This window comes from Streptomyces sp. NPDC006510 (assembly GCF_040611955.1).
Classification (GTDB): domain Bacteria; phylum Actinomycetota; class Actinomycetes; order Streptomycetales; family Streptomycetaceae; genus Streptomyces.
The window spans coordinates 18,219-41,734 of the sequence record NZ_JBEXPH010000005.1 but is presented as its reverse complement, the minus strand read 5'-3'; the positions used below and the strand labels follow the sequence as shown (position 1 = coordinate 41,734).

The following is a 23,516-nucleotide window of genomic DNA, read 5'->3' as shown; positions in this document are numbered from 1 at the left end:
CCCGTCCGTGAATGACCCACCCCTGACGACGCCTCCGCCCGCACCGCTCACTCGCCCCGGACCTCCGCTTCGACGGGCCCGCGCAGCTCGCGCTTGAGGATCTTCCCGGTCGGGTTCCGGGGCAACGGCTCCTCCCGTACGAGCACATGGGCCGGAACCTTGAACGCGGCCAGGCTGCGTCCGACGTGCGCCCTCAGCTCCTCCGCGGTGACGGTGGCACCGGCCCGCAGCCGCACGACCGCGGCGACCTCCTCGCCCAGCACCGGGTGCGCCACCCCCAGCACCGCCGCGTCCTCGACGTCCGGGTGGTCGTGCAGCACGGCCTCGACCTCGACGCAGTACACGTTCTCCCCGCCGCGGATCACCATGTCCTTGATCCGGTCGACGACGCTGACCCGCCCCTCCCGCACCACGGCGAGATCACCGGTCCGGAACCACCCCTCGGTGAACGCCTGGGCCGTCGCCGCCTCGTCGCGCCAGTAGCCGCGGACCAGGGACTGGCCGCGCAGCCACAGCTCCCCGACCTCCCCCTCGGGCAGCGCCTCGCCCGCGGGCCCGGCGATCCGCACCTCGGTGGTGGGGGTGGGACGGCCGACGCTGTCCGGGTGGAGCCGGTACTCGGCACCGAAGTTGGCCAGCACACCACCGCTGGTCTCGGTCAGGCCGTAGCCGTTGCGGGGTTCGATGCGGTCGCCGTGCCGGGCGGTCAGCCGGGCGACCAGATCGGGCGGTGCGGCGGCCCCGCCGGTGTTCAGCATCCGCAGACTCTCCAGGCCGTCGCCCGCCCGCTCGGCCGCGGCGAGCAGCTGGAGCGCGGTCGCCGGGACACCGGCGTAGTGGGTGACGCCGTGCTCGCGGATCAGCCGCAGCGCCTCCTCGGCGTCCCACTTCCGCATCAGCACGATGGCGCCGCCCGCCGCCATCGCCGCGTAGAAGCCGGTGAACGCGGCGACGTGGAAGAACGGGAACGTCAGCAGCGACACCGGGGCGGGCCCCTGCCCCGGGATGATCCCGCGGCCGAGCGCGGAGGCGGCCGCGTGGAACCGCGGGTTGAGCGCCGCCCCCACCTGGGCGAGATGGGTGGCGACCGCGCCCTTGGGCCGGCCGGTGGTGCCTGAGGTGTAGATGATCGTCGCGTCGTCCTCGGGCCGGATCTCGACCTCGGGGGGCGCGGCGAGCGGATCGGGTGCGGGCAGGTCCTCGTACCGCTGGACGCCGTCCGGAACCGCCCCCTCCCCGTGGAAGACGACCACGCGCGCCCCGTTCGCCGCCGCCCAGCCGGCGACCCCGGGCAGCCGCTCACCGTCCACGAGGAGCACCCGCGGCCCGGAGTCGTCCAGCGCGTAGCTGAACTCGTCCTCGGTCCACCATGCGTTGAGCGGTACGGCGACCAGACCGGCCAGCTGAGCCGCCCAGAACGCGATCTGCCACTCGGGGTGGTTGCGCATCGCGATGACGGCCCGGTCACCCCGGCGGAGCCCGTACTCCCCGGCCATCCGGCAGGCCAGCGCGGACGCGGCGGCGAAGAACTCGGCGTACGAGTAGCTGCGCTCCGCCGAGATCAGGAACGGCTGGTCCCCGAAGGCCCAGGTGGTCTCCACGAACTCCCGGAGCGTCCTGGGCCCGTCCGCGTACACGAGCGAGCCGGCGTGCACCCCGTCCGCCACCCGCACCACGGCGAACGGGGCTCCCGGGCCGGTCAGCGTGGCTTCGATACGGATGGCGGCCTCCGCCGCGGCCGCGACGGCCTCCGGGTCGGCGGCGGCGGCGGGGGCGGGGGCGGGGGTCGGGTCGGTGTGTGGCACGAACGACCTCTCTAAGCGCTTGCTCAGTACATTCGCGACGCTATGCCCGCCCCCGCTGCCCGTCAAGACACCCGCAACACCCTCGCCCGCCGGTCAGCGCGCGGCCGGGGAACCGGCTCGGGCGGCGGCGACAAGATCCCCCAGGCGCCCTTCCCCAAGGGCCCCGGACGCGGTCGCGGCAACCCGGCCACGCGCGTCCACGACGAGGGTGACAGGCAGCCCCTGGGTGTTCAGCAGCCCCTTGGGCAGCGCGAGAAGCTGCTTCCCGCCGGGGTCGAGAATGCTGGGGTAGGACATATGGAACTCCCGGGCGAAGGCACGCGCCGCATTGGCGGAACCGTCCCGGTTCAGCCCCAGGACAACGACCCCCTGCTCCTTCATCCTCCGGTGGAACCCCACCAGGACCGGCGTCTCCTTCCGACAGGGCCCGCACCAGGAGGCCCATGCGTTGACCACGACGGTCTTCCCCGCGTAGTCGGAGAGACGGACCGGGCTCCCGTCGGCCCCGGCCCCGGTGAAGTCCGGCGCGAGAGGACGGTGCGAGCTGTCGATCGTCAGCGTGCCGTCCTTGCCGCGGTGGTAACCGTCGGGAGTACCGGGACTGCCTCCGATCGTGATCGCGCCGACGAGAGCGACGGCACAGGCGAGGGCGGCCAGAAAGGGAACATAGGGGCGTTTCATGGGGGGTCCTTCGACGAATCGACGGTCACCCGCCGCGCGGCATTCGCCCCGGAGGCCCCGAGCCCGCAGCGCACCACCACACCCCGGCCGCCCGTGCGGCGCCACCCGCCACCCCGAGGAAGATCCGAGATCTGCGGCGCGGGCGGGACATGCGAAAACACCCCCGTGCATGCTGCACAACGGTTCTTGCTGGTCAGCCAGAACGGTACGCCCACCCCCAACTCCCCCTACGAACAGCCCCCTTACGAACACACCCCCACGCCCACCTCCCCAACCGGCACCGCCCACCCGAAAGACGCCCCCCGGCCCACCCCAGTCCGTCACACCCTCGCGAACGGCCCAGGATCAGGCCAGCCGAGCACACAACCGGTCGCGGCCCCAAAGGGGTGCGACCTCCGCAGGCCCTATCCGCTAGGCTGTCAGCGCCGCCTTCGTAGCTCAGGGGATAGAGCACCGCTCTCCTAAAGCGGGTGTCGCAGGTTCGAATCCTGCCGGGGGCACACAGGTCAGAGGGGGCACCTCCGAATTTTCGGAGGTGCCCTCTCTGCTTTGACATCCACCTTTGACATCAACGGCGACGGTCACTGACGACCGGGACGCCTCCTGAGCAGCCGGTCCATGTGGCTCATGGCCTCCCGCTGCGTGTCCTGGACGACGTGGGTGTAGACGTCCATGGTGATGCTGATCTGGGAGTGCCCAAGGATCTCCATCACGACGCGGGGCGCGACTCCGGCCGCCGTGAGGAGAGTGGCGGTGCCGTGCCGAGCGTCGTGCAGGCGGATCACCCGGAGGCCGGCGGACTCGGAGACGCGGGTGAAGGAGCGGTAGACGTTCCGCAGCTCGACCTGGCGGCCGGTGCGGGTGGCGAAGACGTGGAAGGCGCCGTAGCCGGCGGAGACCGCTTCGGTGGCGGGCTCGACCCCCTGGGAACGCACGAGTTGAAAGGCCAGGTGGTCCACGCCCGCGTGGAAGGCGCGGGCGAACAGCCCGAACATGACCAGCACCCCGCCCCGCAGTCCCCAACCGGCGCTGCGGGCCCCGACGCGTGCGGCCACCACGGCCACGGCCGGCCAGAGCAGCAGGCTGCCTGCGGCGAGGAGGCCGTATGCGGTGGCCAGCAGGGTGGGGTGCCGCTCGTACGCGGCGAGTTGATCGGGGCAGAAGAAGTGGAAGCGGGCCCGCAACAACGCACCGGCCAGCATCAGGAGTGGGCCGAGGACCATGGCGGTGCCACCCGCCCAGCGTCCCGGGAAGCCGGTGGCCTCCAGCTGCTCCACCGGCAGCGCGCCACGCAGCCGGGTGCCGATCGTCGTGACCGGGGCGGCCATGGATGTTGTCGGGTTCGTCATGCTGATGACGGTGCCTTCGCCGTCCCCGCGGGGCGTCGGAACAGGAGCTGAACCGTGGGGTCGGACCTGGGTAGGACCCGTCGGGCGGCCTGCCCGCTCGCCGTCTCCGAGCCGCCGCACCGGCTCGGTGCAGGTCGGCCTGCTGGACCGGAGGATCCCAGTACCAGTGCGTCGCGCTGGCAGGGAGCAAGTCCGGGAAGCGCGGCGAGTATCGCTTCGATCGGCGGCCTGGCGGTGCGCGTCATCATGCCCTCCGGTCGGCTGGTCGTGGTTCGTAGGCCGTGGGTCGCAGGCCGTGGTTCGCAGGCCGTAGATCGCCTACAGCACATGAACACTCCTTCACGCATCAACTCCGTGTGAGCGGTGCGTGGGTGATCCGGGCCGGCACCCCTCCCCGTGCGGCGTGGCGTACGTCACACCGCCCCCGTGTCACGGACGGGACGGCAGCTTGCATCTGGTGGTCGTCAGCGGCGGAACGAGGAAGGCGAGACCATGAGCGCACAGCATGAAGCCGGTACGGCGGTCACCCACCGTGTGCTGGTCCTCGGGGCGGGTTACGCGGGTATGTCGGCGGCCATCCAGCTCGCGGGCCGCGTCGGGCGGCGCGAGGGCGTGCGAGTGGTGCTGGTGAACGCGCAGGAGCGGTTCACCGAGCGGATGCGGCTGCATATGACGGCGACCGGGCAGCAGCTCGCGGAGCTGAGCATCCCGGAGCTGCTGGAGGGCACGGGCGTGCGGTTCGTGCGCGGCTGGGTGACAGCGGTCGATGCCGGTGCGAGGACCGTACGGATCGACGACGACCGGGTGCTGCACTACGACACGCTGGTGTACGGGTTGGGCGGGGTGGCCGACACGGCGGCGGTACCGGGTGCCGAGGACCACGCGTACACCCTGAACAGCGCCCAGGACGCCGAGGTGCTGGCCGACCGGATCGGGCGGCTCGGCGGTGGCGGGAGTGGAGGCACGGTGGTGGTCGGCGGGAGTGGGCTGACCGGTATCGAGTCGGCCGCGGAGATCGCCGGCGCCCACCCGGGCCTGAACGTCGTCCTGTTGGGCCGGAGGGAGCCCGGCGCCGCCATGCACCCGAGGGCACGGGCGTATCTGCGCGGCGCGCTCGACCGGCTGGGCGTCCAGGTGCGCAGTGGGGTCGAGGTGGCGAAGGTGCTGCCCGGTGCGGTGGAGCTCGTGGGTGGGGAGAGCATCGCCGCCGACGTGGTCCTGTGGACCAGCGGTACGCGGGTGTCGCCGCTCGCGGCCGCCTCGGGGCTGGCCGTCGACGAGCGCGGCCGCATCGTCACCGACGCCGCGCTGCGGTCGGTGTCGCACCCCGAGGTGTACGCGGTCGGCGACGCGGCCGCGATCCGACAGGGCTACGGGGTCATGCACGGCACCTGCCAGGGCGGCATGCCGACCGGGGTGCACGCCGCGCTGTCGATCGTCCGGGTCCTCAGGGGCAGGCGGCCCAAGCCGTTCCGGTTCGGCTACTACCACACGCCGGTGAGCCTGGGCCGGGACGATGCCGTCGTGCAGTTCACCCGCCCCGACGACAGCCCGCGCCGGATCTTCCTGACCGGCCGCCCGGCGATCCGGTACAAGGAGACGGTGACCGCTTCGCCCTGGCCGACCTACGGCCATATGAAGAAGATGCCCGCCTCGGGCGCGTTCTGGCCGCGCGGCGGCCGCTTCACCCGTGTCCGGGAGGCCCGGTGACCGACCTGTCCGTCAACCCCGACCAGCAGGTGTTCCACGAGCACCGCAGGCTGCTGTTCTCCGTGGCCTACCGCTTCCTCGGTTCCGCGGCCGACGCCGAGGACGCGGTCCAGGACGCCTGGATCAAGTGGTCGGCCGCCGACCGCTCCCAAGTGGCCGACCACAAGGCGTACTTGACCCGGATCGTGTCCAACCTGGCGCTGGCGAGGCTGCGTTCCACCCGGCACCAGCGCGAGACCTACGTGGGCCCGTGGCTTCCCGAGCCCATCCTCACCGGCGGCACCTCCGCTGCCGCCGATGGCTCCGATGCCGCCGACTCCGTCATGGCTGCCGAGTCGGTGTCCATGGCGTTGCTGGTGGTCCTTGAGACACTGAGCCCGATCGAGCGTGCGGTGTTCGTGCTGAAGGAGGTCTTCGGCTTCAGCCATGCCGAGATCGCGGAGGCGGTGGAGCGTTCCGAGGCGGCCGTACGGCAGGCCGCGCACCGCGCGCGTGAGCACGTCCGGGCCCGGCGGCCGCGCTTCACCGCCGACCGCGCCCGGCAGCGCGAGGTCACCGAGCGGTTCGTCGCCGCCGCGACCGGTGGTGACGTCAACGCCCTGATGGAGCTGCTGTCCCCGGACGTCACGCTGTGGACGGACGGTGGCGGCAAGGTCCGTCAGGCCCTGCGGCCGGTCGTGGGCGCCGGGACGGTGGCCTCCTGGTTCTCGGCCATCGGCACCGTCACCTACCAGGGCGTCGAGCCTGCCGACATGCGTGCCGAACTCGTCGAGATCAACGGCGCGCCCGGCCTGGTCTTCAGCGGTCCGGACCGGGTGATCGCCACGGTGACCTTCGACTTCGACGCCGACGGCCGCATCACCACCGTCCACAACGTGGCCAACCCCGACAAACTCCGGGCCGTGGCCGATGGCGTCGCCCGCGATGTCGGGACGCGGTGAGACCGGTACGGTGCGCTCCTCGGTGCGCACCGGGCCCGCGGGTTGACGTCGATGACGTCCAGCCGGATGCGTCGGCGGCCGTGGTCGGCGGCCACCGTCGCGATCTCCGTCAGCAGCAGGCTCCCGCGGCCGCGGCACTCCGGGCTCACGGCGATGCCGTCCATCACCGGCTCGTGTGCCGCGGGGGTCCGCGGGAGCAGGGCCAGGAGCAGCAGTCCCGGCAGTCCGCGCAGCGAACCGTGGGTCGCCAGTACGTCACGTGCGCCGCCTCCGGTCAGCGCGCCCGCCGAGTTGGTATCCGGCCACGCCGACCACTTCGCCGTCGACGGGCGCGGCGATGCCCCGGTCGTGGTGGAGGTGCGCCGCGATGAACCGCTGTGCGCTTCCGGGCGGGTTGGGGGCCGGGCCGAGCTTGCGCCCGAAGGCGTCCCATGTACAGCTCGGCGTATCGGTGGCTTCCTCAGTGACCGGTGCCGCCTCCTCCCGGAGCAGTTGTCGCGCTCGCCGTCAGGTCGCCCACCGAGTCCGCGTAGTAGGCCGACTCGGCCAGGTGGAAGGCGAGTTGGCGGAAGGTCCAGCCCGTTCCGGCCGACCGGTCGAGCTCGTCGGGCGTCAGGGCGTCCAGGCGGTTCGCCCAGATCCTGGCCAGGCGGGTGAGGCGGCTGCGCGCCTCGTCCAGGTCGGCCCCGGTGAACGGGGCGAGGTCGGCCGCGGTGGTGGTCGCCGAGGCGTGCCAGTGGTCGGGCTGCGTCTCCTCGCCGACGAGCCGGGCCTCCATCTCGGCGAGATGGTCGACCATGTGGTCGGCGACGCGGCGGATCGCCTTGTGCGGGGTGTAGAGCCGGTCACCGGCGGGGACGGGGCGGCCGTCCCAGTCGGTCCAGGTCGCGGCGAGGGCCAGGACGTGGTCGACCATGGCCGTCAGGATCTGCGCGGGGTCGCGGTCGTCCGTCGCCGGGGTCTCGTCGGGGGTGTCGGGAGCGCTGAGGTCGTCAGGAGCGTCGGAGGCGTCGGGTACGTGCTTCGTTTCCGTCATGGCTCGACGCTAGATCCGGGACGTTTCGGCCCCCGCCGAACCATTCCCTCCGCCGAACCACTCCCCCGCCGAACCACTCCCTCCACCGATCCGCTTCCGCCGCCGAACCACTCCGCCGCCGCCTCCCGAACCGCCCCGCGCCGCGCTCCGGTTCAGGACGACGTGACGTCCCGCGATCGCGGACGCCGGCCCGGGGAGGCGCAGTTCGGGCACCAGTAGCCCTCCTGGTGGATGAATTTCCACCCGAGCTCCTCGATGTACGGGGAGGCGACGCTCGCGCTGTGCAGCAGGTGGCCGAACAGGTCGGTCTCGATGTCCGGCGGCGGTTCCGCGATGACCAGGTCGAACACGGCCCGCGCCACGCAGCCTTTGCGGTCGCACGCGAGGTGGAACCGCACGGGGCCGGGCGGCTCTCCGCCGGTGGTCAGGCTCATGTCTCAACTATGGCCGCGAAGTCGGTCCCGTGGTGCCGTTTCCCGACCGGTCCACCCTTCCCGACCGGTCCGCCTTTCCCGGCCGGTCCCCCTTCCCGACCGGTCCACCTTTCTCGACCGGCCTCAGGAAGGCAGGGCCGCCGCCATTGCCGCCGACGCGCGGCGCACCCGGGACGCGTCGTCGCGAACGGTGCGGCTGAACTCCATGTGCAGGAAGGGCACTCCCTGGTCCTGCGCCTCTTTGCCCTGTACGTTGCCGCGGCCCTCCAGTGCGCAGCGGCGGGCCCAGGCGCGGCAGACGGCGAAGCCCTCGTGACGCAGTGACGTTGCGGTGCGGCGGGCGGTGGGCAGGCCCTTGTCCGCCGAGCCGAGGGAGGCGATCACGTCGTAGTCCGGTTCGGTGCTGTCGGCGAAGCCGTGGACCTGGAGCCCGGGGAGGCGACGTGCGGCCAGTTCGTCGCAGACGGCGTCGAACACGGTGTCTCTGCGGTGGGCCACGTCGGCGCGGCCCTTCCGGTCGGCGTCGCGGTGGGCTCCGGCCATGACCAGTACGCCTCCCCGCCTTGCCCGCAGCACTCCGATGCCGAGCTGTTCGCTGCCGGCGTCGGCCACCGGGTGGGGCACCTGGACCGACCAGCGGGTGGTGGCGCTCAGGTCGATGTAGACCCGGCCCCAGCCCCGGCGGCCCTCCGCCGCCCGGTCGGCGATCTCCGCGAATCTGCGGCCGGTCGCCGTGTCGGTGTACGTCCTGATGGCGAAGTCGATGTCGTCGAGGCGGCGCCCCGCTTCGGCCCGCCGGCCGTCGAGGAAGAGGCCGACCGCTTCGGCGGCGGTACGGCGCTGGGTGCGCAGCGGCGGAAGGTAGTCGCTGCGGGCGACCGTGTCCTGGGTGAAGTCCGTGATGCGGCGCGCGAGATCCACGCCGTCGCGGTCGCCCGTCGCGGAATCTCCGGAGCGGCCGTCCTCGTTCCCGGCGTCCGCCCCCCGGCCGCCGAAAGGAACGAAGCCGAAAGGAGCAAAAAGGGTCACGAGGGTGTCTAGAGTGACGACCATCACGGCGATACCGATCAGTGTTCGCTTGATCGTTACCTTCGACGCCGGATTCCCTGCCATAGGCATATAAAAATATCAGGGGTGTCCCGCTACTCGCCTTCCGTCTCCGCCACTCGCGCCACCGCGCCCGTGCTACTCCTCGCGGCCCTCGCCGGCTGCTCGGTTCCGGGCGGTGGCAGCGACTCCGCGGACGCGAAGGAGGGGCCTTCCTTCACCGTCGCCGCGGCCGGCGACGTTCTGATCCACCCCCAGCTGACCGAGCAGGGGCGCAAGGATGCCGCGGCGGGCGGGGACAGTACCGGAAAGAAGATCGACTTCCGTCCGCTGCTGGCCGGGGTCAAGCCCGTGATCAGCAAGGCCGACCTGGCGATCTGCCACTTCGAGCCGGTCGCGGGCAAGCCACAGGGACCGTTCCAGGGCTTCCCCGACTTCGTCGTACCGCCGCAGATCACCACGGCGCTCAAGGACGTCGGTTACGACACCTGCTCGACGGCCTCGAACCACACCCTCGACCACGGGGCCCCCGGAGTACGGCGCACTCTCGACGCGCTCGACGAGGCCGGGCTCAAGCACACCGGGTCGGCGCGCAGCAGCGCCGAGGCCGCCAAGCCGCTGATCATGGACGTGAAGGGCGTGAAGGTCGCCCAGCTGTCCTACGCCTTCGGCTTCAACGGGCGGGATGTTCCGGCCGACAAGCCGTGGCTGACCAATCAGACCGACTTCAAGAGGATCGCCGCCGCCGAGAAGGCCGCCCGCAAGGCCGGTTCCGAGGTGGTGATCCTCAGCATCCACTGGGGCCGCGAGCACCATCCCGACCCGAGCAACGGGCAGTTGAAGCTGGCCCGCAAGCTGGCGCGGGAGACCGGGATCAATCTGGTGATCGGCCACCACGCCCATGTGGTGCAGCCGATGGAGAAGATCGGCTCCACGTGGGTCGCGTACGGCCTGGGCAATCAGGTGGCGCGGCACGACGTGCCCTCGGGGCTGACCGAGGAAGGCGTCATCGGCTGGTTCGAGTTCCACAAGCGCGGTGACAACTGGGACGTCGATGCCCGGTACGTACCGACGCTGCTGACGATTCCTCCGGACTCCGGCACCGACACCGACACCGGCGGTGCGCAGGACGCGGACGCGGCGGTGGTGAAGGACCACCGGCTGGTGGACCTGGCCGGATCGCTGCAGAACGCCGAGGACCTGCCCGCCGCGGAGCGGGCCAGATACCGGATGGCCTTCCAGCGGACCCAGGGCACTCTGCTCAACCGGGGCGCCGTCGAGGACGGGTTGAAACCCCTGAAGGACCTGCCGGAATGAGTCCGGAGTGAGCCCGGGGCGAGTCTGAGGCCCACGGACTGACCCGGCCCGCCCGACCAACCCGACCAACCCGGCCGATCCGGCCCGCCCGACCAACCCGGCTCCCCGACCCACCCGATCTGCCCGACCGCCCCGGCGAACCCGCCGGGCTCCCGCGGCGCCCTGCGGGCCTCCCAGCAGGGAGGGACCACAGGGACGGGAGGGACGGGAGGGACGGGAGGGACAAGAAGCGGCAGGGGTTCCACCCCCGCCCCGGGCGTCGGAAATCTCACACCCACTACCCTCCGCGCAACCTTCCGCAAAGCTTTTGTGTCCAGCAAACGGCTGTGCCTCGTTCAGCACGCCGGAACCGAGCAGACAGTCAAAGGGGAACACGATGGCCGCTTCGTCCTCGAAGCGGCGGCACAAGGTCCGTCGGCGGGCCGATATGTCGCTGCTGGGTGGCATCCGGCCTCCCATCGCGGTTCTCTCCGCGCTGCTGCTCTCCCTCGCGGGCATCACCGCCCTCGGGCTGGGCAGGGCGAGCCAGGACTCCGTACCGGAGGCGGTGCTGACCTCGCAGCAGCACTTCGCCGAGGACGGCGCCGTCACGATGCGTGCCTCGATCGACGAGAGCGTCACCGACCTGACCCGCACCGCGGGGCTCTTCAGCGCGGGGGATCCGGTCTCGCCCGACGCCGTACTCGACAAGATCGGCAGCGTCTACCAGAAGTGGACGGGCACCGCCGTCGTCGAGATCGAGTCCGGCCGGATGCTCGCCGCCCGTGGCGAGAACGTCCCCGTCACCGCGATCGACACCGGCAAACTCGCCCAGAAGGACGGGCTCAGCCCGCGCATCGTACGGCTCCAGAACGGCGAGAGCAGGCTGCTCGCCTTCGCCCTGCTGTCCTGGCCGGACCGGCCGCAGCAGCTGCTGATCGCCTCCAACAGCCTTCGCTTCCCCGGCGTCAGCCGCGGTCAGTTCCGCTCGATCGCCGTCGTCGACACCACGGGCCACATCCTCAGCCGCGACGGCGTCCACGAGCCGGAGGAGGTCAAGACCGAGAAGCAGCGCGCGGACGCCAAGCGCTCCGCCGAGCAGCTGAAGTCCTTCGCCGAGACGGCCGCGACCAAGACCAGGCAGCACCCGCTCCAGGCCAAGGAGCCCGGCTCCGGCGGCTTCCCCGGTGTCAGCGGCAGCCTGCGCGGCAACACCGTCCGCGGTGACCGCGCCGTCGCCGGTTACGCCGCGCTCGCCGGACCGCAACCGGGCGAAGGCACCGTCGCCACCTCCCTCGGGCTCACCGTCGTCGCCATGGTCGACGTCGCGGAGGACCCGACCCGCGTCGCGGGCCCCTTCTTCGGCCTGGTCTCCGCCGCCGCCCTGCTGCTCATCGGCGCACTCGCGGTGGCGCTGCTGCTCGGCACCGTCCAACGGCCGCTGCTGAAGCTGTTCCTGGAGAGCCGCCGGCTGACCCGGGGCGATCTGACCCGCCCGGTCTCCGTTCCCAGGTTCGGCGAGACGGCGCGCATCGGGCGCGCCCTTGAGCGCCTGCGCCGCCAGCTCCTCGGCGAACCGGCGGACGGCGGGGACGGCGGGGAGACCTCCGGCCGCCCGGGGCGCCGGAGCCGGCTCGGCAGCCGCGCGCTCATCGTCATCTGCGGCGTACTCCTGCTGGCCTGGTCCGCGCCGATGCTGCTGCTCTTCAACCGTGCCGACTCCACCGTCGCCGTACCGGAGCAGGTCGTCAGCGACCAGCGCGAGCGCACCCAGACCATCTCCGACCGGGTCCGGCGCGCGCTCAACGAGGGCCACGCCGACCTGGTGTCCGTCGCCTCGCTGATCGGCAACCGCACCACGCCCGACGACATGGAGAAGGTCCTGGAGCGCACCCGCACCGAGCACCAGCGCTACCGCTCGATCTACGTACGCTCCGCCGACGGCACCGTCCAGGCCCGCGCCGGCGAGAAGCCGCACGCGCTGCCCACCGGCTCCAAGGGCAAGCCGCTCACCCAGCCCATCAGCGTCCTGAACGAATCCGGCAAGGAGCCCTCCGTCGTCGGGTACGCGGAGATCCCCGGCCGGAACGGCGCCATGGTGATCGGCGAGTTCCGGATCGACTTCATCAACGCGCTGCTCAAGCGACCCGGTCTCGGCCAGGTCCGGGTGGTCGACAGCGAACACCGGGTCATCGGCGGCAACTCCGGCTACCTCGCCTTCGACTCCCTGCCGGAGAGGCTGGACGAGCTGGTCTCCGGCACGAACCAGCGCGTCGGCATGAACGCCCCCGCGGGCGCCGTCGTCTACCGCGACGGCGACGGCGTCCAGATCTCCGCCGCCGCACCCTTCGCCGGTGGCGGCGCCGCGAAGCAGCTCCGCTGGACGGTGGTCAGCTGGCAGCCCGCGTCCGGCCTCGCCATCCCCGAGTACAGCCTGCAGAACCGCACCGTTCTCGCCGGTCTGCTCGGCATCACCGCTGCCGTGGCCTGCCTCGGCTGGCTGTACATCGTCGTCGTACGTCCGCTGCGCGAACTGGCCGGGCAGGCCGAGTCGCTGGCCGACGGCGACCGCCGCACCGTGCTCTTCCCGCACCACCACGACGAGGTCGGCGCGGTCACCCGCAGTCTGGAAATTGTCCGGCAGCAGCTCCAGGAGCAGCGCAGACGCGACAGCGCTCCCCTGGTCGGAAGGAACTGAACGGCCGTGCTCTTCCTCTACGGCGTGCTCGTCGTGTGCTGTGCGATCCTCCTGATCTCCGGCATCGTCGAACAGCGGCGCCACTTCACCAATCTGGAGCGCATACCCACCCGGGTGCTGATCAACGGCATCCGCGGCAAGAGCTCCATCACCCGCCTGTGCGCGGGCGCCCTGCGCGGCGGCGACCTGGTCACCGTCGCCAAGACGACCGGCACCGCGGCCCGCTTCATCCATCCGGACGCCACCGAGGAGCCGGTCTACCGCAAGTTCGGCATCGCCAATGTCGTGGAGCAGATCGGCATCGTGCGGCGCGCGGCCTCCTACAACCCGGACGCGCTGGTCATCGAGTGCATGGCGGTCATGCCGGCGCTCCAGGAGATCAACCAGTCCAAGCTGATCCGGTCGACGATCGGCGTGCTGTGCAACGTGCGTGAGGACCACCTGGCCGAGATGGGCCCCACGCTCGACGACGTGGCCCGCTCGCTGTGCCGCTCCATGCCGGAGGGCGGCATCTGCGTCACCGCCGAGCAGGACCGCTTCCACATCCTCCAGGAGGAGGCTGACGCCCGGGACTGCAAGCTGATCTACGCGGACCCGGAGACCGTGAGCGACGAGGAGCTGCGCGGCTTCAGCTGGTTCACGTTCAAGGAGAACGTGGCGATCGCGCTGACGGTCGCCGAACTCCTCGGTGTGGACCGGCAGACGGCGCTCCAGGGCATGTACGACGCCCCGCCGGACCCGGGTGTCCTCTCGGTCGAGCGGTACCGCACCCACGACGACAAGCGGCTGCGCTTCGCCAACGTCTTCGCGGCGAACGACCCCGAGTCGACGCTGATGAACATCAACCAGCTGCTCGATCTGGGGGCGATCGAACGGCCGCTGAACGTCGTGATCAACTGCCGCCCCGACCGGGTCGAGCGCAACGGCCAGATGGGGCAGATCATTCCCGATCTCCAGCCGGAGAAGGTGTTCGTGATCGGTCACCCGGCGAAGAGCGCCATCGACGCGATCCCCTCCGAGTGGCGCCACACGGCGGTCGACCTCGGGGGCGACAAACGCGACCCCGAAGAGTTCATGAACCAGCTGCTCGGGCACCTCGGGCCGGAGTCGTCGCTGGTCGCGATCGGCAACATCCACGGGCAGGGCGAACTGCTCCTGGAACACCTCGCCGAGCTGCCCGCCGACGAGACGCCGGACGAGATGCCGGGCGAGACGCAGGGCGGAACCCCCGGCGGAACCACGGAACAGGCCGCTCCGCAGGAATCCCCGCACGAATCCCCGCAGGGAACCCCGCACGCCGACGGCCCGGTCCCCTCGCTCTTCCCGACGGTCCCGACCCAGCGGCGCCAGTCGCCCCAGCCCCAGCCCCAACTCCAGCCCCAGGCACCCCAGCAGCCGCAGCAACCCCAGCAGCCGCGGCATGACGAGACCCTGGCGCTCCCCCGCTACACCCCGCACATCGACCCGTACCAGCCCTACCCCGAGGCGTACGAGGCCCGGTACCAGCAGCCCCTGCGCCCGGCCGCCGTACCGCAGCAGCCGCAACCGCAGTCGGGTCCGCACCCGCAGCAGAGTCCGGAAGACCCGGCCGAACCACCCGCACCCCGTGTCCGCGGCATGTTCGAGCCGGTCCGGCCGCCCGCCCCGGCCCAGCAGGAATACCCAGGAGAACCCCGTTGATCCCCTCCGTCCTCACCCCCGAGATTGCCGCCATAGGCATCGCCCTGGGGCTGATGTTCTCGCTGGTCTGCTATCTGACGACCAACCTCTCCCCGGGCGGGATGATCACCCCGGGCTGGCTGGCGCTCACCCTCGTCGAGGACCTCCAGCGCGCGGCCATGGTGGTCGGCGTGACCGTTCTGACGTACGTCGCGGTGCTCGGCCTCCAGAAGGTCGTGATCCTCTACGGCAAGCGGCTGTTCTCCACCGTGGTCCTCACCGGTGTCATCTTCCAGGCGACGCTGATGATCGTGCTGTCGATCGAGTTCCCTCTGATGTACACCAACCAGACCCTGGGCTTCATCGTCCCCGGCCTGATCGCGTACCAGCTCGTCCGCCAGCCCAAGGGCGCGACCCTGCTGGCGACCGGCTCGGTGACGCTCATGGCCTATGTCGTTCTCACCGCAGGAATCCTGCTCGGCGCGCTGCCGACCGTCTGACCCGACCTTCCGGAGCTGACTGACTCATGAGTGCCAAGACCAAGCGCCGCCCCCGCCAGGTGCTGCACGCCGTCACGGTGACCGCTCTGCTCGCCGGCAGCGCCTACCTCACCGTCGAACTGCGCAAGGACGAACAGGCCAAGGCCCCGGCCGTGCAGGCCGTCACCGACAATCCGGCGCTGAAGACGTCGAACCTGAAGAACGGCGAACAGCGCTGGGAACGGCTGCGCAACCCGTCCCGCACCCTGCTGCGCGGCGCCGACGGCGAGATCCTCGCCAGCTTCACCGACGGCGCCCGCACCGCCACTCTCACCGGCCCCAGCCGCACCTTCACCGAGCCCAGCACCACCACGTCCAAGGTCGTCACCGAGGACTGGGTGCGGCTGATGCCGTACCAGTGGAAGAAGGGCGCCGAGAACGAGAAGTGGTTCAAGGACTGGTTCAAGGAGTTCTTCGGCAGCGAGGAGGACGACCTCTTCGCCACCGCCTTCCAGTACGTCGCCGACGCCCCGGTCAAGAAGGACGACGAGGGGGTCCCCTATGCGGGCGACGCCAACTTCGGCCCGCTCAACCCGAACGGCAGCGAGGGCAACGACCTGCGGCTGGAGGAGTCCGACTTCTACGACTACCTCGGCATCCCGTACACCTTCCGCAACGGCATGACGATGCAGCCCCGGACCGAGCGCGCCCGCTCGATGGACTGCTCGGGCTTCATCCGTACGGTGTTCGGCTACCGGGCCCGCTACCCGCTCATGGCCACCGACAAGGCCGGCGACGGCCTGCCGCGTACCGCCAACGGCATGGCCCGCTCCCAACGCGGTACGGACGTGATCGACCTGAAGGGCATCACACCGGCCGACCGGCCGAAGAACATCGATGTGCTGCAACCCGGTGACCTGGTCTTCTTCAAGCTCGACCAGCGCACCAAGCAGCGTCTCGACCACGTCGGCATATATCTCGGGCACGACACCGAGGGCCACAAGATCTTCATATCCAGCCGCGAGGAGGCCAACGGCCCGACCATCGGCGACAAGGGCGGCACGTCCCGTCTCGACGGGAACGGCTACTACGCGGCGACGCTGCGCAGCGCGAAGCGCCTGTAGCGCGCGGCCGCCCGCTGCGGGAGGCGCGAAGCGCCCGCAGCGGGCGGCGGACGGCGGGCGACGGCCGGGGTCAGCGCAGCTCCTCCGGGCACGGCGTGCCGGGTGACAGCTGGTAGGGGGCGGCCAGCCGGTACACACCGGGCCGCGGCGCGAGCAGTTCCGTCCACTCGTCGCCGTCCGCGTCCTCCTCGACCTTGAGCAGACAGCCGTTGGTGTTGACGAAGGTCCGCGGAGTGTTCTCGTCCGTGCGCCGCTTGGACTCCTCGGTCTCCTGCGGCCGCTCCACGCTCTTGCCCTCGTGGTCGACCAGGGCGAGCCAGGGCGAGTACGGGACGCGGATCAGGATCCGGCCCGGCGTCTTCACATGGATGGTCAGTTCGCCCGCCTCGGCCCGGTCCACCGTGGCCGGCGGATCGGCCAGCGGCACCGGGCTGTCCACCTCGAAGAGCCGCCAGTTGGCGTCGGACCACACCGGCTTCAGATACGGCAGCCCCTCGTCGACCAGCTGCGCCTCCTGCACCGCGCCGTTGGAGTCCGGCGTCCCCTTGGGCAGCACCACGTAGTGCACCGCCCAACGGTCGAGCCACTGCCGGTAGTTGGCGCTGTCCAGGGTGTCGTCGTAGAAGAGCGGGTTGCGCTCCATGTCCGCCTGCCGGTTCCATCCCCGGGCCAGATTGACGTACGGCGCGAGCGCGGACGCCTCCCGGTGGCTGCTCGCGGGCACGACCTCGACCCTGCCCCGCTCGGCGCCGACCTGCTGGAGCTCATTGACCAGCGGGGCCAGCTCACGTGCCCAGGAGGCGGTGGGGGCGGTGCGGACGATGTCGTCGACGCCCTTGAAGCCGATCCAGAAGTTCAGCCCGGCGAACGCGACGATCAGCGCGTACCAGCGCCGGGAGCGCGGCGTGGTGTACGGCAGCGCGGCGAGGAGCACCACTCCGGCGAACAGCATCGCCATCCGGGTGACGTTCGAGCCGATCTGCGAGTCGACCACATAGGTCAGCAGCGTCCCGACGCCGTACACGGCGGCCGCGGTGCGGACCGTCTTCCAGTCGCGCGGTACGAGGACGAAGACGAGGACCGAGAAGAGGAACGGCAGCGACAGGGTCGCGATCGACATCGGCTGCGTACCGGAGAACGGGAACAGCCACGCGGACAGCGCCACCACCGCGACCGGGGCCAGGCCCAGCGCGTACGCGCCGGGGCGCCGCTTGTTCAGGAACAGCGCGGCGGCGACCACTCCCAGGAAAAGTCCGGCCACGGGGCTGCTGGCCGTCGCGAGGCCTGCGAGCGGTGCGGCGACGGCCGCCTTCGCCCACCGCTTGTACCGCCAGCGGTAGGGCCAGCAGAACACCGCGGCCGTCGCGCCCACCGCGAACATCATGCCGAGCCCGAAGGTCACCCGCCCCGACAGCGCGTTGCACAGATACGCGAACACCCCGGCGAGCGAGCAGGCCAGCGGGTTGCGGACGGCCCGGACCCGGACCAGGATCAGCGCGGTAAGCGCCGCCGACACGGTCCCGGCGACCATCATCGTCGTACGCACGCCGAGCACCGACATCAGATACGGCGAGACGACGCTGTACGAGACGGGGTGCATGCCCCCGTACCAGGCCAGGTTGTACGCGGTCCCGGGATGCCGGCCGACGAACTCGGCCCAGGCATCCTGGGCCGCGAGGTCGCCGCCGCTGTTCGCGAAGAAGAAGAACCAGAGCAGGTGGGTGACCGCGGCGGCGGCCGTCGCGATCGTCACCGGATGCCGCAGCAGCCGCCGGGCGCGGACCCTGCGGGACTGGTCCGCGGGCGACGGGTCGGTGCGCGGCGCGGCGGCGTCCCGGGCTTCCGCGTCCTCCTGCGCCGACGTGGCGTCCGGGGCGTGCGCGGCCGTCCGTGTGCTGCCGCCGCCGCTCCTGCCGCCGATGCCGCTGCCCCTTATGCCCGTGCTGTCGGCCGCCCCATGGCCGGGCCCCGGCTCCGCCGTGGTCACTACGGCTCTCCCCGTCTCCCCGAATCCCGCCTGCCCCGTGCCCCGTACCCTGCGCACCCATGAGGACGCCGTCCCGGCGTCATCGAGTTGCCTCGGGACGCTAACACGTACGCAGTACGGAAGGGGGTGCCGGGATCGGCACCCCCTTCTTCATCAGGTCGTTCCGGCCATCGGGCCGTTCCCCGTCGGCCCGGTCGGCCGAACCGGGCCGTCCGAACGGGTCGGACGATCCCGGTCGGACGAACCGGGTCAGGCGATCCGGCTCAGCCGATCCGGCTCAGCCGATCCGGGTCAGCTTGTCCCCGAAGGTCGGCTCCGTCATCTCCGACTGGAGCGTGACCGGAGCCGAGACCTTGCCGGTACCCGTGCCGACCGTCACCTCACCGACCGTGGTGCCCGCCTTCGCGGAGTGCGGGATCGGCTTGTCGCCCGCTCCGATCTTGAGACTCACGGTGAGCCCGCCCCAGCCGATCGCCTTGAGGTCCTTGGTGGAAACCACGGGGGTCCGGCCACCGAGTCCGTTGTCGACATACCCGACGACATCGCCCTTCTTGACGACAGCAGCGGAAACGACGCCCTTCTGAGCGGCCTTGATCAGCTTCAGACTGTTCTGTATGGCTCGCTGCAGCTTGGCGTCCAGGGTGCCGTCCAACTGGGCCCCCATCACCGCGCCGACGATCCGGCGGCTCTTGCCGTCGATGATCGTGTCGGCCGCCCAGACCAGGTTGCCGCCGGCCGGAGTCGAGGAACCGGTCTTGATACCGCTCACCCCGGGCTCCAGCAGGATCACATTGTTGTTGTAGATGGTCTTGCCGATGCCTGGGATGTCGGCCTGGGGCATGTTCACGATCTCGCGGAAGACGTCGTTCTGCATGACCGCCTTGGCCAGCTTGAGCTGATCGGCGGGCGTGGACCTGGTGGAGGACTCCAGACCGCTCGGGTCCGTGTACGTCGAGTCCGTCATGCCGAGGTCCTTGGCCGCCGCGTTCATCCGCTCGACGAAGGCATCCTCGGTCTTGGCATCCCAGCGAGCGAGCAGCCGCGCCACGTTGTTCCCGGAGGGGATCATCAGCAGCTGCAGCATCTGGCGCTGCGTGTACTTCTGCCCTTCCTTGATCGGCGCGGTCGACTCGTCCGGGCGGTTGGCTTCCTCTCCCGCCTTCTTGTCGACCTCGATCAGGCCACCGTTCTGCTTACCGGTGATCGGGTGGTCCTTGAGGATCACGTACGCGGTCATGATCTTCGCGACGCTCGCGATCGGCGCAGCCTTCTGGTTGCCGTACGTGCCGAGCGAACCGACGCCCTCGACCTCGACCGCACCCTGCCCCTCGCCGGGCCACGGCATGTCCAGCTTCCCGCCACCGAAGGTGTACGTGGGGTCCGCGGAGAGCGCCAGGGTGGGCGTGGGCAGTGGACGTACCGTCTGCGCGATCGCAAAGACGATCAGCAGGAGCAGGACCAGCGGGGTCCAGATCTTGACCCGGCGGACGGCGGTGCGAACCGGCGTCTCCGGGGGCGGAGGCGTGTTCGTCAGCTCGGCCAGCAGGTCGAGCGGCGGCTTGGGCGGCATCGGCTGCTGCGTGGTCCGCTCGGCGCCGGACAGCGCGGCGGGAGGCGGCGTACCGGGCCTCGCGGCGGAGGCGGCGGGCACCTCGGGCTTACGGGGCGCGGGCGCCTGCCGTACGTCGTCGCCGCGCAGCGGTACGAACTTGCTGGTCCGCTCGGCGGCGGACTCGGGCTTCGGATCGAGCGGGGGGATCTTCAGCGCGGTCGTCGGCTGGTCGACCTTGGGTGCGGCGGGCGCCCTGAAGATGGCGGTCGGCTGATCGATCCCGCGCTCGTCCTCGGCGGCGGCGTCGCCGCTGTCGCCGTCGCCGTCGCCCCCAGCGACAGCCTTCTTCTCCTCGGCGGAGGGGGCCTTGTCGTCGGACACCTCGGCATCGGCATCGGCATCATCCTCGGCCGGCGCGGCAGGCGTTCCCGGAGTTACGTCGTCCGCGTCCTCGTCCGCGTCGTCCGCAGCCCCGTCCTCCGACGTGGCGGTCTTCGCGTCGTCGTCGTCCTTCGCGCCCTCGTCGTCCGCGTCGTCGTCCTTCGACACCCAGGCAGCGACGGCCGCACGCAGCCGCGCATCGCCCTCCTCGGAGCCTTCAGAGGCTTCGGAGCTCTCGGCGGCCTCGGAGTCCTCGGCGGCCTTCGCCGCTCCCTCCTCGTCCGCTACGGCATCCGCCGACGCGCTCTCCGCATCGTCATCGCCGTCATCATCGGCGTCGGCATCGCCGGCCGGCTCAGCCGCATCCGCACCCTCCGAGGCCTCAGTGGGCTCAGCAGACTCAGCGGACCCGGCCGCATCCACACCCTCCGGGGTCTCAGGCGCCTCAGGCGCCTCCTCCGGAGCCTCGGCACCCTTCCCGGCCCCGGCGGCCTCCTCGGCGCCCACAGCGCCGCCGGAGCCCTCGGCCTCCGAGCCGGCACCGTCCGCGCTGTCCTCGCCGCTCTCGCCGTCCCCGGACGGCATCGTGCGGAAGACGGCCGTGGCCGTGTCCGACTCCGCTGCCTCGCCGTCCCCGGCGACCGGTCCCGTACTGAAGATGGCCGTGGCCGTGTCCGTCTTTCCGGCGACCGCGTCATCGGCGGACGGTTCACGGAAAACGGCGAGCCGCGGATCGCTTTCGCTCCGAGCCGTCCCCGACGACTTCTGCTGCTCCGACTTGTCGGGGGACTCGCCCGCCACCGATGCCTCCTCCATGCGGCACGGGGGACACCCCCGCGCTGTCCGAACCATCTACCAGTGTCCCGTGTGAACCACCGGCCCGGCTGCTAGACGAGAACGACATACCTACTGGTTCCCTTACAAAGCACCCAGGCACTCTCGACAGACCAATGTGAGAGGGGTCACCCTGTCATTCATCCACGCGGGGAGGCATGGATGGGCAGGAGCCGCAGAACAATTCCGGAGGAGCTTCTGCTGCTCGCTCTGGACCCGACCACGGGTACCACAGCGCAGCCGCAGTCGCTCGACCTCGGCCTCGCCGGAGCTCAGCTAGTGGAGCTGGCTCTGGCAGGACGGATAGCCCCTGACGGGGATCGTATCGCCGTGGTGATGCCACGGCCGACAGGAGATCCGACTCTGGACTCCGCACTGGAACTGCTGCGGCGACGCGGCAGCCCGGTTCGGGCGGTCCACTGGATTGGCGGGCCCCGGCTGGGGCTGCGTCAGATCTACCTCGCTCATCTGGGGCGGTGCGGCATGGTGCATGCCGTGGCGGGCCAGATGTGCGGAGTGCTGCCGACAACTCGCTACCAGGCGACGGACACGGCAATCAGCCGGGACATCAGAGCCAGGCTGGACAGTGCGATCCGCACCGGCGTACCGCCGGACCCGCGGACCGCGGCGCTCGCCGCGCTGGCCCACGCGGTCGGACTCGGCAAGCACCTTTATCCCGGGAACGAGGGGCGTTCATCACGCTCCCGGCTCCGGGACCTGATCAGGCACGACCCCATGGGCGGACTCGTGGCGCACGCCGTGATGGACGTTCAGAACGGGGCGGTCGCACAGCCGCGCCGCAACCAGGCGGCCGGAGTTCCGTTGCAACCGCAAGTGCAGTCGCAGTCACGCCGCAGCAGCATGGCGCACACCGCGGCCCACTAGGCGCACACCACGCCCGGGGTCGCACGCACCGCAGCACGGCAGCACGGCAGCACCAACCGAATACCGCCGCACCGTCGTCCCATGACCCGGTTCGGGAGCCGCACCAAGCGCGGGGCAGCCGGAAATCACGGCTGCCCCGCGCGCTTGTGTGTGGCCGTTTTCCAGCGCGGTCGGGGGCAGGGGTGGCAATCTGCTGAGCAGTAGATACGCACAGCTACATAGCCGGAGGTGCCGTTTCCGTGCCGTCCAACGTCAATCCCACCGTCAGACGACGCCGGTTGGGCCAGGAATTGCGCCGCCTGCGCGAGCTCAAGGGCATGACGGCCGAGGAGGTGGCGGAGCGGCTGCTGGTCTCGCAGTCGAAGATCAGCCGCCTGGAGAACGGTCGCCGTTCCATCAGCCAGCGTGACGTCCGCGACCTCTGCGGGGTGTACGAGGTCGAGGACCACCGGATCGTCGACTCGCTCATGCAGATGGCCAAGGACTCCCGCCAGCAGGGCTGGTGGCACGCCTTCGGCGACATCCCGTACAGCGTCTACATCGGTCTGGAGACGGACGCCGAATCACTGCGGGTGTACGAACCCCAGGTGGTCCCGGGCCTGTTGCAGACCCGGGGCTACGCCGAGGCGCTGATCAACGGAGCGCTGCCGGAGGCCCCGCCGAGCGACATCGACAAGCGCGTCAGCGTCCGGGCCCGCCGCCAGGACCGGATCACCGATCCCGAGCATCCGCTGCGGCTGTGGGCGGTCATCGACGAGTCGGCGCTGCGCCGGATGGTCGGCAGCAAGCAGGTGATGATCGAGCAGCTGGAGCAACTGGTCGAGCTGTCCCAACTGCCGCATGTGACCGTGCAGGTGCTGCCGTTCGACATGGGCGCACACCCCGGTATCAACGGGCAGTACGCCATTCTGGAATTCCCGGACGCCGCCGACTCCAGTGTCGTTTATATCGAGGGCGTCACCAGCGATCTCTATCTGGAGAAAGCCAATGATGTGCAGCGGTACAGCGTCATGTACGAGCACCTGCGGGCCCAGGCGCTGAATGTGGAACAGACCCGGCACTTCATCACCGACATCGTGAAGGACTACACCCGGCGCAGCATCGACCGAGCGGACCACTGAGTCCGGAATGCGGATAATGAAGCGTTGCCACGGGAGGGGCGGCGGTAAGGTACACCGCCGCCCGCCCCGAGCGGAAGATCCACTTGGTACATACCACTCGGTCGAGTGAACACCCCCTTCACTCAAGGAGCTTGGCGAGTAGCGTCGATCACACCAACCGGAACGCTGTTGGTTTCATTCACGCGACTCTTTGAACCGGAGTGAACATGGCCATTCGTCAAGGTGCTACGGACAAGTGGACGAAGTCCTCGTATTCCGGGGGCAACGGCGCCTGCGTCGAAGTCAAGTCCCCCATCACGCAGGCAATTGCGGTGCGCGACTCGAAGGCCCCCGAGGGTCCTTCGATCACGTTCGTCCCCGCCGCGTGGAACGCATTCGTACGTGATGTCGGCAGGGGTTCCATCAACGCCTGACCGAGGTCTTTCCCGTTCGCATCTCGGCGCCGGATTCGGTGCCGCTGTCAGCCCTCTCGACTGGTCCGCCGTCCTGGCCGAGGG

Annotated in this window: 17 protein-coding genes, 1 tRNA gene and 2 pseudogenes; 11 read left to right on the top strand and 9 right to left on the bottom strand. The window is 70.7% G+C overall.

The genetic code is table 11. The features are described from left to right. Window positions 1–47: 47 nt before the first annotated feature. Both ABZY11_RS03180 and ABZY11_RS03175 read right to left on the bottom strand, forming a co-directional pair. Window positions 48–1,721 (bottom strand): class I adenylate-forming enzyme family protein, encoded by a 1,674-nt coding sequence (locus ABZY11_RS03180; protein WP_356477512.1) that lies wholly within the window; start codon window positions 1,719–1,721, stop codon window positions 48–50. Window positions 1,722–1,898: 177 nt separating this feature from the next. Continuing rightward, entirely contained in the window at window positions 1,899–2,486 is a 588-nt protein-coding gene (locus ABZY11_RS03175; protein ID WP_356477456.1) for a TlpA disulfide reductase family protein, read from the bottom strand. 427 nt (window positions 2,487–2,913) lie between these two features. On the opposite strand from ABZY11_RS03175, the gene ABZY11_RS03170 reads away from it, so the two are divergent. Then, window positions 2,914–2,986: transfer RNA gene (locus ABZY11_RS03170), tRNA-Arg, on the top strand. Between the two features lie 81 nt (window positions 2,987–3,067). On the opposite strand, the pseudogene ABZY11_RS03165 reads toward ABZY11_RS03170, so the two are convergent. Further along, window positions 3,068–3,361, bottom strand: a pseudogene (locus tag ABZY11_RS03165) (tyrosine-type recombinase/integrase); the annotation flags it as partial. 966 nt (window positions 3,362–4,327) lie between these two features. On the opposite strand from ABZY11_RS03165, the gene ABZY11_RS03160 reads away from it, so the two are divergent. Together ABZY11_RS03160 and ABZY11_RS03155 are read left to right on the top strand one after the other, a co-directional pair. After that, window positions 4,328–5,545: an FAD-dependent oxidoreductase gene (locus ABZY11_RS03160; RefSeq protein ID WP_356477455.1), complete on the top strand. Its 1,218-nt coding sequence runs from the start codon at window positions 4,328–4,330 to the stop codon at window positions 5,543–5,545. Continuing rightward, window positions 5,542–6,486, top strand: coding sequence for an RNA polymerase sigma-70 factor (locus tag ABZY11_RS03155; RefSeq protein WP_356477454.1), 945 nt, complete (start codon window positions 5,542–5,544; stop codon window positions 6,484–6,486). The genes ABZY11_RS03160 and ABZY11_RS03155 overlap by 4 nt, the downstream gene beginning before the upstream one ends. A gap of 89 nt (window positions 6,487–6,575) precedes the next feature. Here the strand turns inward: ABZY11_RS03155 and ABZY11_RS03150 are convergent. The 4 genes and pseudogenes from ABZY11_RS03150 to ABZY11_RS03135 all read right to left on the bottom strand — a co-directional run. Further along, window positions 6,576–6,650: pseudogene (locus ABZY11_RS03150) on the bottom strand (molybdopterin-guanine dinucleotide biosynthesis protein MobC); the annotation flags it as partial. Between the two features lie 296 nt (window positions 6,651–6,946). Then, complete coding sequence (locus ABZY11_RS03145) at window positions 6,947–7,402, bottom strand: hypothetical protein (protein ID WP_356477511.1); 456 nt, start codon at window positions 7,400–7,402, stop codon at window positions 6,947–6,949. Between the two features lie 272 nt (window positions 7,403–7,674). Then, the gene (locus tag ABZY11_RS03140; protein ID WP_356477453.1) at window positions 7,675–7,956 is read right to left on the bottom strand and encodes a hypothetical protein; all 282 of its coding nucleotides are present in this window, start codon (window positions 7,954–7,956) and stop codon (window positions 7,675–7,677) included. 123 nt (window positions 7,957–8,079) lie between these two features. After that, the gene (locus tag ABZY11_RS03135; RefSeq protein ID WP_356477452.1) at window positions 8,080–9,069 is read right to left on the bottom strand and encodes a hypothetical protein; all 990 of its coding nucleotides are present in this window, start codon (window positions 9,067–9,069) and stop codon (window positions 8,080–8,082) included. Between the two features lie 21 nt (window positions 9,070–9,090). On the opposite strand from ABZY11_RS03135, the gene ABZY11_RS03130 reads away from it, so the two are divergent. The 5 genes from ABZY11_RS03130 (at window position 9,091) to ABZY11_RS03110 (ending at window position 16,259) form a co-directional block, all read left to right on the top strand. Beyond that, window positions 9,091–10,320, top strand: a complete 1,230-nt coding sequence (locus tag ABZY11_RS03130) for a CapA family protein (RefSeq protein WP_356477451.1) — start codon at window positions 9,091–9,093, stop codon at window positions 10,318–10,320. Window positions 10,321–10,696: 376 nt separating this feature from the next. Continuing rightward, entirely contained in the window at window positions 10,697–12,997 is a 2,301-nt protein-coding gene (locus ABZY11_RS03125) for a HAMP domain-containing protein (protein ID WP_356477450.1), read from the top strand. A gap of 6 nt (window positions 12,998–13,003) precedes the next feature. Further along, a complete protein-coding gene (gene pgsB / locus ABZY11_RS03120) occupies window positions 13,004–14,677 on the top strand; it encodes a poly-gamma-glutamate synthase PgsB (protein ID WP_356477449.1) in 1,674 nt (557 codons plus the stop codon). Further along, window positions 14,674–15,156 (top strand): poly-gamma-glutamate biosynthesis protein PgsC/CapC, encoded by a 483-nt coding sequence (locus tag ABZY11_RS03115; protein WP_093540014.1) that lies wholly within the window; start codon window positions 14,674–14,676, stop codon window positions 15,154–15,156. The genes pgsB and ABZY11_RS03115 overlap by 4 nt, the downstream gene beginning before the upstream one ends. Window positions 15,157–15,182: 26 nt before the next feature. Beyond that, window positions 15,183–16,259: an NlpC/P60 family protein gene (locus ABZY11_RS03110; protein ID WP_356477448.1), complete on the top strand. Its 1,077-nt coding sequence runs from the start codon at window positions 15,183–15,185 to the stop codon at window positions 16,257–16,259. Between the two features lie 70 nt (window positions 16,260–16,329). Here ABZY11_RS03110 and ABZY11_RS03105 read toward each other — a convergent pair whose 3' ends face one another. Together ABZY11_RS03105 and ABZY11_RS03100 are read right to left on the bottom strand one after the other, a co-directional pair. After that, window positions 16,330–18,246, bottom strand: coding sequence for an MFS transporter (locus ABZY11_RS03105; RefSeq protein ID WP_356477447.1), 1,917 nt, complete (start codon window positions 18,244–18,246; stop codon window positions 16,330–16,332). 277 nt (window positions 18,247–18,523) lie between these two features. Next, a complete protein-coding gene (locus ABZY11_RS03100) occupies window positions 18,524–20,995 on the bottom strand; it encodes a D-alanyl-D-alanine carboxypeptidase (RefSeq protein WP_356477446.1) in 2,472 nt (823 codons plus the stop codon). Between the two features lie 180 nt (window positions 20,996–21,175). Here ABZY11_RS03100 and ABZY11_RS03095 point away from each other — a divergent pair, with 180 nt between their 5' ends. The 3 genes from ABZY11_RS03095 to ABZY11_RS03085 all read left to right on the top strand — a co-directional run bounded on the left by ABZY11_RS03095 (window position 21,176) and on the right by ABZY11_RS03085 (window position 23,432). After that, window positions 21,176–21,898, top strand: coding sequence for a GPP34 family phosphoprotein (locus ABZY11_RS03095; protein ID WP_356477445.1), 723 nt, complete (start codon window positions 21,176–21,178; stop codon window positions 21,896–21,898). A gap of 239 nt (window positions 21,899–22,137) precedes the next feature. Next, on the top strand, window positions 22,138–23,019 hold the full coding sequence (locus tag ABZY11_RS03090; RefSeq protein ID WP_356477444.1) for a helix-turn-helix transcriptional regulator: 882 nt from the start codon (window positions 22,138–22,140) through the stop codon (window positions 23,017–23,019). A 206-nt stretch (window positions 23,020–23,225) separates the two neighbouring features. After that, window positions 23,226–23,432: a DUF397 domain-containing protein gene (locus tag ABZY11_RS03085; RefSeq protein WP_356477443.1), complete on the top strand. Its 207-nt coding sequence runs from the start codon at window positions 23,226–23,228 to the stop codon at window positions 23,430–23,432. Window positions 23,433–23,516 lie beyond the last annotated feature (84 nt).

What these genes read in the sequence shown, in the direction of transcription:
- ABZY11_RS03140 (WP_356477453.1), bottom strand. Translation starts at nt 7,956, where the DNA reads ATGAGCCTGACCACCGGCGGAGAGCCGCCCGGCCCCGTGCGGTTCCAC.
- ABZY11_RS03110 (WP_356477448.1), top strand. Translation starts at nt 15,183, where the DNA reads ATGAGTGCCAAGACCAAGCGCCGCCCCCGCCAGGTGCTGCACGCCGTC.
- ABZY11_RS03085 (WP_356477443.1), top strand. Translation starts at nt 23,226, where the DNA reads ATGGCCATTCGTCAAGGTGCTACGGACAAGTGGACGAAGTCCTCGTAT.
- ABZY11_RS03135 (WP_356477452.1), bottom strand. Translation starts at nt 9,069, where the DNA reads ATGGCAGGGAATCCGGCGTCGAAGGTAACGATCAAGCGAACACTGATC.
- ABZY11_RS03100 (WP_356477446.1), bottom strand. Translation starts at nt 20,995, where the DNA reads ATGGAGGAGGCATCGGTGGCGGGCGAGTCCCCCGACAAGTCGGAGCAG.
- ABZY11_RS03145 (WP_356477511.1), bottom strand. Translation starts at nt 7,402, where the DNA reads ATGGTCGACCACGTCCTGGCCCTCGCCGCGACCTGGACCGACTGGGAC.
- ABZY11_RS03160 (WP_356477455.1), top strand. Translation starts at nt 4,328, where the DNA reads ATGAGCGCACAGCATGAAGCCGGTACGGCGGTCACCCACCGTGTGCTG.
- ABZY11_RS03095 (WP_356477445.1), top strand. Translation starts at nt 21,176, where the DNA reads ATGGGCAGGAGCCGCAGAACAATTCCGGAGGAGCTTCTGCTGCTCGCT.
- ABZY11_RS03175 (WP_356477456.1), bottom strand. Translation starts at nt 2,486, where the DNA reads ATGAAACGCCCCTATGTTCCCTTTCTGGCCGCCCTCGCCTGTGCCGTC.
- ABZY11_RS03125 (WP_356477450.1), top strand. Translation starts at nt 10,697, where the DNA reads ATGGCCGCTTCGTCCTCGAAGCGGCGGCACAAGGTCCGTCGGCGGGCC.